The sequence below is a fragment of the Curtobacterium sp. MCLR17_034 genome (assembly GCF_003234485.1).
GTDB classification, from domain to species: domain Bacteria; phylum Actinomycetota; class Actinomycetes; order Actinomycetales; family Microbacteriaceae; genus Curtobacterium; species Curtobacterium flaccumfaciens.
In genome coordinates this window covers 74,212-87,739 of the sequence record NZ_QKTH01000010.1, presented here as the reverse complement: position 1 = coordinate 87,739, position 13,528 = coordinate 74,212, and the positions used below count along the sequence as shown (strand labels likewise).

At 67.8% G+C, this 13,528-nt stretch carries 16 protein-coding genes and 1 pseudogene; 11 read left to right on the top strand and 6 right to left on the bottom strand.

The window, feature by feature from the left end; genetic code table 11:
- Nucleotides 1-23: 23 nt before the first annotated feature.
- The 6 genes from DEI98_RS11705 to DEI98_RS11680 all read left to right on the top strand — a co-directional run bounded on the left by DEI98_RS11705 (nt 24) and on the right by DEI98_RS11680 (nt 5,958).
- A complete protein-coding gene (locus DEI98_RS11705; RefSeq protein ID WP_017887103.1) occupies nt 24-977 on the top strand; it encodes a sugar phosphate isomerase/epimerase in 954 nt (317 codons plus the stop codon).
- Between the two features lie 44 nt (nt 978-1,021).
- On the top strand, nt 1,022-2,095 hold the full coding sequence (locus DEI98_RS11700; RefSeq protein ID WP_111100834.1) for a Gfo/Idh/MocA family protein: 1,074 nt from the start codon (nt 1,022-1,024) through the stop codon (nt 2,093-2,095).
- A 3-nt stretch (nt 2,096-2,098) separates the two neighbouring features.
- Nucleotides 2,099-2,968 (top strand): sugar phosphate isomerase/epimerase family protein, encoded by an 870-nt coding sequence (locus DEI98_RS11695; RefSeq protein WP_110864413.1) that lies wholly within the window; start codon nt 2,099-2,101, stop codon nt 2,966-2,968.
- The gene (locus tag DEI98_RS11690; RefSeq protein ID WP_111100833.1) at nt 2,965-4,077 is read left to right on the top strand and encodes a transaldolase family protein; all 1,113 of its coding nucleotides are present in this window, start codon (nt 2,965-2,967) and stop codon (nt 4,075-4,077) included. The genes DEI98_RS11695 and DEI98_RS11690 overlap by 4 nt, the downstream gene beginning before the upstream one ends.
- A gap of 218 nt (nt 4,078-4,295) precedes the next feature.
- Entirely contained in the window at nt 4,296-5,489 is a 1,194-nt protein-coding gene (locus DEI98_RS11685) for a Gfo/Idh/MocA family protein (protein WP_111100832.1), read from the top strand.
- A 61-nt stretch (nt 5,490-5,550) separates the two neighbouring features.
- Entirely contained in the window at nt 5,551-5,958 is a 408-nt protein-coding gene (locus DEI98_RS11680; RefSeq protein WP_111100831.1) for a tautomerase family protein, read from the top strand.
- A gap of 143 nt (nt 5,959-6,101) precedes the next feature.
- On the opposite strand, the gene DEI98_RS11675 is transcribed toward DEI98_RS11680, so the two are convergent.
- Entirely contained in the window at nt 6,102-6,860 is a 759-nt protein-coding gene (locus tag DEI98_RS11675; protein ID WP_071405736.1) for a GntR family transcriptional regulator, read from the bottom strand.
- Nucleotides 6,861-7,033: 173 nt separating this feature from the next.
- A complete protein-coding gene (locus tag DEI98_RS11670; protein WP_181435780.1) occupies nt 7,034-7,699 on the bottom strand; it encodes an exonuclease domain-containing protein in 666 nt (221 codons plus the stop codon).
- A 44-nt stretch (nt 7,700-7,743) separates the two neighbouring features.
- Between DEI98_RS11670 and DEI98_RS11665 the strand changes: the two genes are divergently transcribed.
- The 4 genes from DEI98_RS11665 to DEI98_RS18380 are packed head-to-tail and all read left to right on the top strand — an operon-like array spanning nt 7,744 to nt 10,946.
- Nucleotides 7,744-8,313: a hypothetical protein gene (locus DEI98_RS11665; RefSeq protein WP_111100830.1), complete on the top strand. Its 570-nt coding sequence runs from the start codon at nt 7,744-7,746 to the stop codon at nt 8,311-8,313.
- 59 nt (nt 8,314-8,372) lie between these two features.
- Entirely contained in the window at nt 8,373-9,446 is a 1,074-nt protein-coding gene (gene ychF, locus DEI98_RS11660) for a redox-regulated ATPase YchF (protein ID WP_111100829.1), read from the top strand.
- Between the two features lie 17 nt (nt 9,447-9,463).
- Complete coding sequence (locus DEI98_RS18385) at nt 9,464-9,850, top strand: hypothetical protein (protein ID WP_146243509.1); 387 nt, start codon at nt 9,464-9,466, stop codon at nt 9,848-9,850.
- Nucleotides 9,837-10,946 carry a hypothetical protein gene (locus tag DEI98_RS18380; RefSeq protein WP_146243508.1) on the top strand — a complete coding sequence of 370 codons (1,110 nt, stop codon included), beginning with the start codon at nt 9,837-9,839 and terminating at the stop codon, nt 10,944-10,946. Before DEI98_RS18385 ends, DEI98_RS18380 begins: the two co-directional genes overlap by 14 nt.
- Before the next feature lie 201 nt (nt 10,947-11,147).
- On the opposite strand, the gene DEI98_RS18910 is transcribed toward DEI98_RS18380, so the two are convergent.
- Both DEI98_RS18910 and DEI98_RS18905 read right to left on the bottom strand, forming a co-directional pair.
- Nucleotides 11,148-11,417: a nucleotidyltransferase family protein gene (locus DEI98_RS18910; protein WP_258370815.1), complete on the bottom strand. Its 270-nt coding sequence runs from the start codon at nt 11,415-11,417 to the stop codon at nt 11,148-11,150.
- 30 nt (nt 11,418-11,447) lie between these two features.
- A pseudogene (locus DEI98_RS18905) lies at nt 11,448-11,633 on the bottom strand (helix-turn-helix domain-containing protein); the annotation flags it as partial.
- A gap of 80 nt (nt 11,634-11,713) precedes the next feature.
- Between DEI98_RS18905 and DEI98_RS11640 the strand changes: the two are divergent.
- On the top strand, nt 11,714-12,178 hold the full coding sequence (locus DEI98_RS11640) for a phage tail protein (RefSeq protein WP_111094730.1): 465 nt from the start codon (nt 11,714-11,716) through the stop codon (nt 12,176-12,178).
- 84 nt (nt 12,179-12,262) lie between these two features.
- On the opposite strand, the gene DEI98_RS11635 is transcribed toward DEI98_RS11640, so the two are convergent.
- Nucleotides 12,263-12,550 (bottom strand): hypothetical protein, encoded by a 288-nt coding sequence (locus DEI98_RS11635; RefSeq protein WP_017887091.1) that lies wholly within the window; start codon nt 12,548-12,550, stop codon nt 12,263-12,265.
- A 272-nt stretch (nt 12,551-12,822) separates the two neighbouring features.
- A complete protein-coding gene (locus tag DEI98_RS11630) occupies nt 12,823-13,434 on the bottom strand; it encodes an HD domain-containing protein (protein ID WP_111100825.1) in 612 nt (203 codons plus the stop codon).
- Between the last annotated feature and the right edge of the window lie 94 nt (nt 13,435-13,528).

Genomic DNA, 13,528 nt, shown 5'->3' with positions numbered 1-13,528 from the left:
AGACAGAAAGCGACAGCGACGTCATGACCGACACCGCCACCCCCATCGGCAGCCCCGCCACCGACGCGGCGCCCGCCTCGATCCGCATCGGCACCGCCCCGGACTCGTGGGGCGTCTGGTTCCCGGACGACCCGAAGCAGGTGCCGTGGCAGCGCTTCCTCGACGAGGCGTCCGCCGCCGGGTACGAGTGGATCGAGCTCGGCCCGTACGGGTACCTGCCGACCGACCCGTCGCAGCTGTCCGACGAGCTCGAGTCCCGCGGGCTCAAGCTGTCGGCGGGCACGGTCTTCACCGGGTTCCACAAGGGCGAGGACCAGTTCCAGCGTGCGTGGGACCAGGCCGTCGCGGTCGCCGGTCTGGCGGCGAAGCTCGGCGCCGAGCACCTGGTGACGATCCCGGACCTGTGGCGCTCGGACGCCACCGAAGAGGTGCTCGAGGCGCGCACGCTCACCGACGAGCAGTGGGAGCGCCTGGGCAAGGGACACGACCAGCTCGGCAAGGCGCTGCTCGAGGAGTACGGCGTCCATCAGCAGTTCCACACCCACGCGGACAGCCACGTCGGTACCTACAAAGAGACCGTGCGGTTCCTCGAGGTCACGAACCCCGAGTACACGAACCTCTGCCTCGACACCGGCCACTTCGCGTACTACGGCGGCGACAACCTCAAGCTCATCGCCGCCCACCCGGAGCGCATCGGCTACCTGCACCTCAAGCAGGTCGACACTGACCTGCTGTTCGACGTGCTCAAGAACGACGTGCCGTTCGCGACCGCCGTGTCGCAGGGCATCATGACCGAGCCGCCGCACGGCACCCCGGAGCTCGCCCCGATCATCGAGGCCGTCGCCGCGATCAACCCGGACGTCTTCGGCATCGTCGAGCAGGACATGTACGGCTGCTCCGTCGACGCCCCCGGCCCGATCGCCGAGCGCACCTTCCAGCACATCTTCGGCTCGACCTCGGCCGCCCGCGCCTCCTGACGCGCCGTCCACGCAGCGTCAACAACCACCAGGAGAACACCACCATGACCACCACGCAGAACCTCCGCGTCGCCGTCGTCGGCGCCGGCATGATGGGCGCCGACCACGTCCGCCGCATCACCGCCAAGATCTCGAACGCCGACGTCGTCGCCGTCGTCGAGCCCGACCAGGCCCGTGCCGCTGCGGCAGCCGCCCTGGCGCCCGGCGCGATCACCGCCGCGTCCTTCGACGAGGCGCTCGAGCAGACCGAGATCGACGCCGTCATCATCGCGACGCCCGGTTTCCTGCACGAGCCGATCCTGGTGACCGCGCTCGAGCGCGGACTCACAGTCCTGTGCGAGAAGCCGCTGACGACCAGCGCCGAGGACTCGCTGCGCATCGTCGAGCTCGAGCAGCAGCACGCCGCCCGGCCCGTCATCCAGGTCGGTTTCATGCGCCGGTTCGACGCCGGGTACCAGGAGCTCAAGGCCCTGCGCGAGTCGGGGGCGAACGGCGCCCTGCTCGCCCTGCACCACGCGCACCGCAACCCGACGACGCCGCCGAACTTCAGCGAGTCGATGCTCATCCACGACTCGGTGATCCACGAGATCGACATCATCCCGTTCCTCACCGGCGAAGCGATCACGAGCGTCGAGGTGAAGAAGCCGCGCAAGAACTCCCTGGCGCCGGCCGACCTGCCCGAGCCGCAGTTCGTCCTGTTCACCACGGAGTCCGGCACCATGGCGATCGTCGAGATCAACGTCAACGCCCAGTTCGGCTACCAGGTCACCACCGACGCCGTGTTCGAGTCCGGCGTCGCCTACATCGGCCGCGACACCTCGCTCTCGCTTGCCGCAGCCGGGGCGACCTCGCAGGGCGTCACGCCGTCGTTCAAGGAGCGGTTCGCCGCCGCCTACGACGAAGAGGTCCAGCGCTGGGTCGACGCGGCCCGGACCGGCGGCATCGACGGGCCGAGTGCCTGGGACGGCTACACCGCCTCCGTCGTCGCCGAGGTCGCGGTCCGCGCCCAGCAGTCCGGCGCGCACGAAGTGGTCGAGTACGCGGTCACGAAGCCGTCGTTCTACGACGAGACGAGCGACGCGACGAGCGACGCGACCGCCGCGCTCGCCGGGGCCTGATCGATGCCGAAGATCGCGCTCGACCCGACCCCGTTCCACCACGACCTGTCGCTGCTCGAGTTCCCGCGCAAGGTGGCGGAGCTCGGCTACGAGTACCTGCAGCTCACGCCGCACAAGGACTTCATCCCCTTCTACCGACACCCCAAGGCCGACGACGACCTGGTCGACGCGTTCGCCGCGGCCTGCCGTGACGCCGGGGTCCAGGTGGCGAGCGTGCTGCCGGTGCTGCGCTGGTCGGGTCCGGACGAGGACGCCCGACAAGCTGCGGTGCGGAAGTGGAAGCGGGTCATCGAGATCACGAAGCGCCTCGGCGTGGACACCATCAACACGGAGTTCTCCGGCCGCCCCGAGCGCGCCGAAGAATCGGAGGACCAGTTCTACCGGTCGATGGAGGAACTGCTGCCGATCATCGAGGACGCCGGCATCCGTGTGCTCATCGACCCGCACCCCGACGACTTCGTCGAGGACGGGCTCGAGGCGCTCCGGGTGATCCGCGGACTGAACTCGAAGCACGTCGGCTTCGTCTACGTCGCCTGCCACACGTTCCACTACGGCGGCAACATGGACGAGATCATCGACGCGGCCGGTGACTCGCTGCAGCTGGTCCACGTCGCCGACGCGTACGACCACCGTCGCTCGCACGGCCTGCGCTACATCACGAACCCGCCCGGCAACCCGGTCCGCGTGCACCAGCACCTGCCGGTCGGCCAGGCGGACGTCGACTTCGACGCCTTCTGGGCGGCACTCGACCGGGTCGGTTTCTCGGCGCGCGAGGACACCGTCGCGGTCTCGAGCGTCTTCGCCGAGGACGAGAACGCCGACGCGGTGTCGCGGTTCCAGCTCGACACGATCACGAAGGGACTCCACCGATGACCACCACCCTCGAGACGCAGGCGTCCACCGACCCCGACTCCCGTCCCGTCACCCTGCAGGCCGCGGAGCAGACCCCGACCGCCCTGTGGAACGACTCCGCCGATCCGCGCGAACTGTCGACCGCCATCCACGAGTACGGTGCCGTCGGTGCGACCTGCAACCCGGTGATCGCGTACACCTGCATCCAGCAGGACCCGGAGACTTGGGTCCCGCGCATCCGCGAGATCGCCGAGGAGCACCCGACGGCGGGGGAGTCCTGGATCGGCTGGAAGGCCGTCGAGGAGCTCTCCATCGCCGCCGCGGCGCAGCTGCTGCCCGCGTTCGAGGCGTCCGGCGGCCGGAACGGTCGACTGTCCATGCAGACCGACCCCCGGTTCCACCGCGATGCCGACGCGCTCGTCGAGCAGGCCGTCCGGTTCTCGCAGCTCGCGCCGAACATCATCGTGAAGATCCCCGCCACCAAGGTCGGTATCGCCGCGATCGAGGAAGCCGCCTACCGCGGGGTCTCCATCAACGCGACGGTGTCGTTCACCGTGCCGCAGGTCGTCGCCGTGGGCGAGGCCATCGAGCGCGCCCTCGACCGCCGTGCTGCCGAGGGCCTGCCGGAGCAGGAGTTCGGTCATGTCGTCACCCTGATGGCCGGCCGCTTCGACGACTGGCTGAAGACCGTCGTCAAGCGCGACCACGTGATGGTGGACCCGGGCATCCTCGAGTGGGCCGGTGTCGCCGCGGTGAAGAACGCCTACCGCGTCTTCCAGGAGCGTGGGTTCCGGTCGCGCGTGCTGGTCGCCGCGTTCCGCAACGCACTGCAGTGGTCGGAGTTCCAGGGCGGGGACCTGGTGGTGTCGCCGCCGTTCCAGTGGACGAAGGACATCAACGACAACGCGTTCCCGTTCCGTCCGCACGCCATCGACGACGAGGTCCCCGTGCACGTCATCGAGGCGCTCCGGGCCGCGACGCCGGAGTTCGCCCGCGGTTACGACGTGGACGGCATGACGATCGACGAGTTCGACCGCTTCGGTGCGACCGTCACGACGCTGCGGCAGTTCCTGGACGCCGACGCGAAGCTCGACGCCCTGGTCCGCGACATCATCGTCCCCGCGATCTGAGACGCGATCTGAGTCGCGGTCTGATGCGCGGTGCGATCCGCGGTCGCAACCACGGGTCGCGCCCCGCGCGCTGACGCACCAGCCTGGAGGCCCGGTGCCGGTCCCCGAGACCGGCACCGGGCCTCCAGGCGGTTGCGTCATGTGCTGACAAAGTCCGCCGCATCGGCTACGCTCGTTGTCGCGCTCCAATGCGCGCCACCTGAACGAAGGAGTTCTCCATGGACAGCATCGGCGTCGGGCTGATCTCGGTCGGCTGGATGGGGCGGTTGCACTCGCGTGCCTACCGAGCGTTGCCGGACCACTTCCCGGAGCTCGGCGTCCAGCCGCGGCTCGTCGTCGCGGCCGACCCGATCGAGGCGGCACGCGACCAGGCGGTGACGCGGCTCGGGTACGAGCGGGCCGTCGCCGACTACCACGAGGTCCTCGCCGACCCGGCGGTCGACGTCGTGTCGATCTGTTCGCCGAACTTCCTGCACCGCGAGATGGCCGTCGCCGCGGCCGAGGCGGGCAAGCCGTTCTGGATCGAGAAGCCCATGGGCCGGTACGCCAGCGACTCGCGCTCCATCCACCAGGCGGTGCAGCGGGCCGGCGTCATCACGAGCGTCGGCTTCAACTACCGGCACGCCCCGGCGATCGATCGCGCCCGCGAACTCGTCCGCAGCGGGCGGCTCGGACGCATCACGAACGTGCGCGGATCGTTGCTCGCCGACTACTCGTCCGACCCTGCTGCACCGCTGACCTGGCGCTTCGAGCGTGAGCGTGCCGGATCGGGTGTGCTCGGCGACCTGCTGTCGCACGGACTCGACCTGGCGCAGTACGTGGTCGGCCGGATCGCCTCGGTCAGTGCGCTCGCCGAGACGTTCATCGAGTCGCGTCCCCGCCCGGGTGCCGGCATCGTCGACCGCAGTGCGGCGGCCACCGGCGAGCTCGGTGCCGTCGAGAACGAGGACTACGCCGCGCTGCTGTTCCGGTTCGAGGACGGTGCGGTCGGCACGATGGACTCGAGTCGGGTCATGCGCGGGCCGCACGCCGAGTACACGCTCGAGATCTACGGCACCCGCGGTTCGGTCCGGTGGGACTTCCAACGCCTCAACGAGCTCGAGGTGTACCTGGACGGGCAAGAGGTCGACGGGTACGCGACGCACTACGTCGCTCCCGGGGACGGTGACTTCGGTCGCTTCCAGCCCGGCGCCGGGACCGCGATGGGCTACGACGACCTGAAGACGATCGAGGCGGCGCAGTTCATCGCGAGCGTGCAGCGCGGGGAGCAGCTCGCACCCTCGGTCGCCGACGGGCTGGCCGCGGCGTCGATCGTCGAGGCGGCGGAGGCCTCGCTGGTCGACGGCGCGTGGCACGACGTCGCTCGTGTCGACGGGCCGCTGACGTACGGGGCGCCGACGCCGAGGTTCTAGACACGTCGCGGTGCTTGCTTGTTAGTATGTAAGGACAAAGTCCGAGCAACCAGGAGGCACCATGCCGCTCGTCCGTATCGACCTCGCCACCGGCCGCACGCCGGAGGCCGTCCGTGGCATCGCCGACGCCATCCACCAGGCCATCGTCGACGTGTACGGGATCCCGGTGCGGGACCGGTTCCAGGTGATCACTGAGCACCCGGCGCAGCAGATCATCGCCGAGGACGCCGGCCTGGGGTTCGAGCGCACCGAGGGTGTCATCGTCATCCAGGTGTTCACGCAGCGCGGGCGGACCGACGAGGCGAAGGCTGCGCTGTACCGGGCGATCCACGACGCCCTCGCAACGGTCGGTGTCGCGTCCGAGGACGTCTTCATCGGCTACGTCGAGAACGGGCCGCAGGACTGGTCCTTCGGCTTCGGGCGTGCACAGTACGTCACCGGTGAGCTCGGGGTGCCCGCGCTCGGTTGAGGCCGTGCGGCTGCGGGGTGGTCACGACACCCCGCTCAGTTCCGCCGAGTGGTCACGAACTGTCGGTTGCCGGGCGTCCGGGCGACAGTTCGTGACCACTCGGCGCATCGCTGACAGCGTGTCCTGACCTCTCGCCGAGCGACCTACTTGTCGACGAGCGTGACCTCGAACGAGTACCGGTCGGGGCGGTAGCAGTGCACGCCGTACTCGACCGCACGGCCCGAGGCGTCGTACGCGGTGCGGCTCATCGTGAGCACCGGGTCGCCGTCCTCGATCTCGAGCAGGCCGGCCTCTTCGTCGGTGACCGCACGGGCCCCGATCCGCTGCTTCGCCACCCGCATCGTCACGCCGCGGCCGCGCAGCAGCTGGTACAGCCCGTACGCCTGCAGGTCCTCGTCGGTCAGGTCGAGGAACTCCGGCGGCAGGTAGTTCTCGAGGATCGCCATTGGGACGTCCTCGGCGAACCGCACCCGCCGGATGTGCGCGACGGTCGTGCCGGGCTCGATGCTGAGCGCCGCGGCGACCTCGTCGGACGCGGGGACGTCGTTGCGCTGCAGGAGCTTCGTCGCCGGAGCCTGCGCACCCTGCGCCAGGTCGTCGTACAGGCTCGTCAACTCGACCTTGCGGGTCACCGGCCCGTGCACGACCTGGGTCCCGATGCCGCGGCGGCGCACCAGCAGACCCTTGTCGACGAGGTCCTGGATCGCGCGACGGATCGTCGGCCGCGACAGGCCGAGACGCTCTCCGAGGGCGATCTCGTTCTCGAGTCGGGCCCCTGGTGGCATCGCGCCGGAGCGGATCGACTCCTCGATGCGCGAGGCGACCTGGAAGTAGAGGGGCATGGGACCCGACCGGTCCAGGTCCATGAACAGGTCGGACGGCAGCTGGCCTTCGTTGGTCATCGCGGTCCTTCACACGTGCGGAGATGCCGGCGTCGGTGCCGACGGCATTGTCGTGACAATACCACCGGGGATGTGACACCCCGGCCGCGCGCAGCGGGCGTTGCGTCAGTCTGCAAACACCGTCAGCCAGCGCAGACCGTCAGTCAGCGAAGACCCTCAGTCAGCGAAGACCCTCAGTCGGCGAACACCATCGGCCGGTTCGACAGCCGCGGCTGGTTCGCGGCCTTCGGCTTCTCGGCACGCGCACGGACCGGGGCGATCGTCACCCGGGTCACCGCCCCGAGCGCCTCGACCGTCTCGACCCCGTGGTGCCCGGCTGCGTGCACGACGATCGCGGCGCAGGCCTCGGCGTCGGCGGCGGCGTCGTGGTGCTGGAAGCCCTCGAACCCGGCGGCCATCGCGGCGACCGGCAGACGGTACGAGTCGAGCGTGTAGGTCTTGCGGGCGACCGCCAGGGAGCACAGCGAGTGGTGCTCGGCCAGGTCGATCCCCGTCGCGGAGCACCCACCGGCGATGACGCCCATGTCGAAGCGGGCGTTGTGCGCCACCAGGACGTCACCCTCGGCGAAGGCCACGAGGTCGGGGTACTGCTGCTCCCACGTCTTGGCGTGCGTGACGTCCTCGGCGACGATGCCGTGGATCCGCGTGTTCCACTCCAGGAACGCGTCGTGCCCGAACGGCGGGCGGATGAACCACGACGCCCGATCGACGACCCGACCGGCTCGGACCTTCACGAGCCCGACGGAGCAGGCGCTGGCGGGCGAGCTGTTGGCGGTCTCGAAGTCGATCGCGGTGAAGTTCAACGGCACGGTCCCGATCGTCGCACGGGGTTCCGACATCGACCTCCGTTCCCCTCGGCGTTGCGTGTGGCTACTCTCGGCGCATGGGGAACGAGGCCGACCGCCGTCCGCTCGTCCTGCTGCTCGCCGGGTCCGGCTACGGGCAACAGGCGCCGCTGCTCTGGTGGACGAACGAGATCGCCGCCGCGGCCGGGTGCGAGGTCGTCGCGCCTCGATGGCAGGTCGACGACGCTGCCGGTGCCGATCCGGTCGGGTTCGTCGAGACCGCTGTCGCCGCCGCCCTGGGGGACCGGCTGCCCGACCTCGTCGTCGCGAAGTCGTTCGGCTGCTTCGCCCTGCCGTGGGCGATCCGCCACGAGGTGCCCGGCGTCTGGCTGACGCCGGTCCTCACTCACGACGACGTGGCCACGGCGCTCGCTGCTGCCGCCGACGCGCATGACGCGATCGGGGGTGGAGACGACACCATGTGGCGGCCTGAGCGGGTCTCGGGGACTGCTGCGCGCCTCCAGACCGTCGACGGTGCCGACCACTCGCTCCAGGTGCCGGGGGACTGGCGGCGATCGCAGCGGCTGCAGGCCGACGTCTTCGACGTCGTCGAGCGCCGCATCACTGCCCTGGGGCCTCCGATGGGCGGGTCGCGTCCGCTGATCTGACGGACGGACTGGAGGCCCGGGTCGGCTCCGACAGGCCGCCGCCGGTAGGCTCTTCTTCCGTGGCTCTCACCATCGGAATCGTCGGTCTCCCGAACGTCGGCAAGTCGACCCTGTTCAACGCCCTGACCAAGAACCAGGTCCTCGCCGCGAACTACCCGTTCGCGACGATCGAGCCGAACGTCGGGGTGGTGAACCTGCCCGACTCGCGGCTCGACCAGCTCGCTGAGCTCTTCCACTCGGAGAAGACCGTGCCGGCGCCGGTGTCGTTCGTCGACATCGCGGGCATCGTCAAGGGCGCGAGCGAGGGCGAAGGCCTGGGCAACAAGTTCCTCGCCAACATCCGCGAAGCCGACGCCATCGCGCAGGTCGTCCGCGGCTTCACCGACGACGACGTCGTGCACGTGGCGAACAAGGTCTCCCCGAAGGACGACCTCGAGGTCATCAACACCGAGCTGATCCTCGCCGACATGGAGACCATCGACAAGGCGCTCCCGCGGTACGAGAAGACCGTGAAGCTCAAGCAGACCGAGCCGATCGTGCTCGAGACCGCTCGCGAAGCCCGTGCCGCGCTCGAGCAGGGCACGCTGCTGTCCGCCACGAAGATCGACCTGTCGCCGATCGCCGAGCTCGGCCTGCTCAGCGCCAAGCCCTTCATCTTCGTCTTCAACGTCGACGAGGCGATCCTGACCGACGAGTCCCGCAAGGCCGAACTGGCCGCGCTCGTCGCCCCGGCGCAGGCCGTGTTCCTCGACGCCCAGGTCGAGTCGGAGCTCATCGACCTCGACCCAGCGGACGCCGCCGAACTGCTCGAGTCGACCGGTCAGACCGAGTCGGGCCTCGACCAGCTCGCCCGCATCGGGTTCGACACCCTCGGGCTGCAGACCTACCTGACGGCCGGTCCGAAGGAAGCCCGTGCGTGGACGATCGGCAAGGGGTGGAAGGCTCCCCAGGCTGCCGGCGTCATCCACACCGACTTCGAGAAGGGCTTCATCAAGGCCGAGGTCATCTCGTTCGACGACCTGGTCGCCACCGGCTCGATCGCCGAGGCCCGCGCTGCCGGCAAGGCCCGCATCGAGGGCAAGGACTACGTCATGCAGGACGGCGACGTGGTGGAGTTCCGCTTCAACAACTGATGCGGTAGCGTCCCATTGTGGGGTCAGCTGAGGACGCAGTGGTTCGCGTCAAGCGGGCGAAGGCAGAAGAATTTCAGTTTCTCGCGAGCCTGGCCGTTGGACAGTATCATGACGCCGCGGCAAGCCTTGCTGCTTCTGCAGCGATCAACGCCAGCGACGCATTGATCGTGCACAAAGGTGGCGCGATTCCGAACCGTCAAGATCATCAGGCTGCAGTGAAGATACTGCGCAGGCTGGTGGACGGACGCGCCGCTGGCCACCTCGCCGGAGCGCTGCGAATGAAGAGCAAGAGCCAATATAGTGCGACTCATTGTACCGATAAGGAGGCTCACGATGCTGTGCTCCATTCGGGGAGACTCCTCGACTGCATGCGGGAAGAGGTAAGTGATAGTGGAAGCGACTGAAGCTAACTCGGTTTTTGTAATCGGACCGATCGGTAGTAAGTTTGCAGCGTATGGATCTCCCGCACGTGAGGTATATGAAACCGCGCTGGAGGTGTACGAGAAAGTAATCCTTCCCGCGTGCGAAAAATTCTCCCTGTCGCCGGTCCGCGCCGACCAGATTGCGGCGACCGGAGAAATCAACGAGCAGATTTTTCGCCATCTCCGCGATGATGATGTTGTCATCGCCGATCTCACTGGTGCGAATCCCAATGTTATGTATGAGCTTGGCTTACGGCATACTCGGCCGAAGCTTACCGTCCAACTCGGCGAGTTTGGTCAGCTTCCTTTCGATGTGCTGGCGGTACGCACGATTCAATTCTCTCGGTCCGAGCGCGGTCTGATCGAGGCCAGGAAAGAACTTGAGGCGGCTCTCGACGTTGGCTTGGCGGGGGCGGGTGATCCAGTAACTGCGACGCGCGTCTGGCTAGGTGCAGCGGGTGCTGCTGATAACGACGAGAGTCCTCGTCGGTCTCAAAAACAGCAAGCGGACACAGAGGCTGTGGATCAGGATGGATTCATTGAGCGCATAGCGAACATTGAGCAGTCATTTCCATTCCTGAGCGATACGACAAATAGTGTTGTGGAAATACTCACGACCATGGGCGCGATTGCAAACGAGTACACAACGAAGATCCACAATGCCATGACGGTTGAGTTGCCCACGGTCCAACGGATCGCTCTCGTCGACGAATTTGCTCAGGCCTTACTGCCAAGCGCTCAGCGGCTTGCGGAGGCAACCGACACGTTCGACCACAAGATGCGAGATGTTGACTCCGAAGTAAGTGCGATCCTCAACTTCATGGAATCTTGGCCATCGGAGGTCGACTCTTTCGATGAATTCCTCGATTCCCTGGTGAGTACTGCGTCGAGTTCACGCGAGGCGATGAGTGGACTTTCGCAGTTCGAGGCGTCGGTGACTCCGCTTGCTCTATTGAGTAGGTCCTTGAGACAGCCGGTCACTTTGATCCAGACGTCTGTGAGAAAGATGCTAGACGCCATTCTTCTGGTGGATGAATGGGAGAATACGGTCAACCGCGTGCGAAAAGAGGTTGAGTAGAAGCGTCTGGTCTTAGCGAGATGAATCCGATCACGTGTGGGTCGTGATTCTAGTGTGATAGACCTCGTACAGTTCGAATGGCGCTCTCTGAGCGCTCGCTGGGATTGTGGAAGTCGTTTGGCTTAACCGACGGATGATTTGGGCGGGCACACTGAGGCTCGCGATCACGGGGTGCTCGAGAGGTGAATCGGGGAGTCGGGTTCAGAGCGGCACAGCTTCGTCGAGTACGTAAGCCAAGTGCTCGTCGTCGGCGAGGTCGTCCGTGAGTACGTCCACCTCGAACCCGGTGAGGCGCTCGACCTCGTCCGCGAACCCGCCGAGGTTGAACAGCGAAGCCGCGGGCGCCAGGCTGACCAAGAGGTCGATGTCGCTGTGCTCGGTGTCGTGACCTCGAACAGCCGACCCGAAGACGCGGACGTTCTCGATGTGGAAGCGCTTTGCCTCGTCGAGGATCGTGGCGGCGAAGACCATGAGCGGGATGCTCGGTCGGGTGCGAGCAGCTGTGAGGATGCGCTCGAGCGACTCTGGGGTGGGTCGGCGCCGTCCGCTCTCGTAGTCGGAAATCTCCGGGAACCTGACTCCCGCGGCTTCGGCGAGGTCGGCCTGCGAGAACCCGATGTCCTTGCGCGCAGCACGGATCAGTTCCGCGGCACGTTCGATTCGCGTCGTCGCTCCCGTCACGATCATCGACTGTAGGTGGATCGCGTTGGCTTCGGAAGGGAGCCGAGGGGCTAGATTCAGACCTTGCGAGTGCCCGAGGAGGCCCCATGCCGTACGTCGTCGACTTCGTGAACGTCTCCACGGTAGGGCTCGAGACCTCGCCGGTGGTGGATGCGCTCGCCGGACTCCGTGCGAACGAGGCCCGCTACTTCAAGAACAAGTACGACCACGACCTCACCACACGTCCTGCCGTCGAGGCTCCCGAGCTGGTCGAGTACGTCGCCCGCGTGCTCGTGGAGGAGCGGGGGCTCGTGATCGCGTCCCCGCCGCTCGAAGCCACGGAAGCGCTGGTCGACGGCGTCCGCTGGACCTACGTCTTCTACGAGTCCGGCCTGGCGATCAACGTGCTCTACACACTCGAACCGGGCGGCAAACGAGCGGTCGGGTTCAAGCTCTCCGACGGCATGGAAGTGCCGGAGGAGCTCGCCGACAAGTTCAAGTTCGCCCGGCAGCGGTCGAAGCTCGCGGGCACGATCCGCGGCTCGTTCTTCGTGATCAAGGGCGAGTACTGACGCGTCGGACCGGGGCTTCCCCGGGAACGACGAAGCGCCGCCGAGCAGGTGCTCGGCGGCGCTTCGTGGTGGTGCTGGTGGGACCTAGGCCGCGAGGGCCATCTCGCCCGCCTGCACGGACTGTGCCTGCAGCAGGGTGCGGCTGGCCTCGCCCGCCCAGGAGCGGCCCGGGACGGTCCAGCCGGCCTCGCCGACGGCGTCGAGCCGGGTGCCCCGGGTGACGAAGGTCCCCAGGTCGTCGGCCGCGATGCGGACGAGGTACTCGCGCTGCGAGCGGTCGTCGCGCACCGGGAACTCGGCGATGCGGTCGGGGGTGATCGTCGGGGCCGCGAGTGCGGTCCCGAACACGGTGATTCGTTCGTTGCTGGTCATGGTGCTGTACTTCCTGGTCATTCGGCGCCAGGGCGACTCGGTGTCGGCGGACGTCTCAGTCCAGCGCGACGCATCGAGTGCGGGGCGCGCACGTCGAGTTTCAACGTGCAGCTCGTCCGTTCGGATCGAGCGGTGTCTCGAGTGGAATGCGACTCGGGTGAGTCGGTGTCGAGAGGTTGGTGTGCGCGAGTCAGATGGGTTCGCTGCAGTGCACCAACCAGAGACTATACGCCCACCCCGCCGAGAAGTCCAGCAAGCGACCGGACCGAGCGTCAGGACGCCAGGAACGCTGCCCAGCGCTCCCCGCCGGCGGCGACGTTGCCCGAGCCGTCGAGGCGGGCGGCCGCGGACGACGGCTTGCGGTAAGCCTGCTCGCGGATCAGCCCGTCGAACGACGCCGAGAAGTCCAGACGGGGCAGCGCGGCCGTGACGTCCCGTAGGTCGTCCGACGACCACCTGTCGAAGCCGACTCCGGAGACGTCGAGCGAGGTCGCCACCTCGAGCAGGTGCCCCTCGGCGTCGAGCCCCGGGTCGACGGACCGCCACATGTGCCGCTCGATGATCTCGCCGACCCGACGGGCTCGCACGGCGTCCCACCCGGCACCGAGCGCGAAGACCGAGCCGACCGCGCCGCCGGCGTCCTCGAAGGGCACCCGGTGGGCGTCGAACGACGGGGTGACGCCGAGGTCGTGCAGCATCGTCGCGACGAAGAGCAGCTCGGGGTCCGGTTCGAGGCCGACCGTCGGGGCGAGCAGGACGGCCCATGCCCACGAACGCAGGCAGTGGTTGACGAGGGCGGGTTCCGACCACGCCCGGACGACCTCCAGCGCGCGTGCCGCGACGGGGGAGGGCGGGGTGAGCAGGGCTTCGACGTCGAGCGACATGGCACGACAGTAGCGGCAGGGACGAGCCGTAACGGGGCGGAAACGTGCCGGGCCAGAACCGGAAACAGCGCCCCGTTAGCTTTCGGTTCACTGA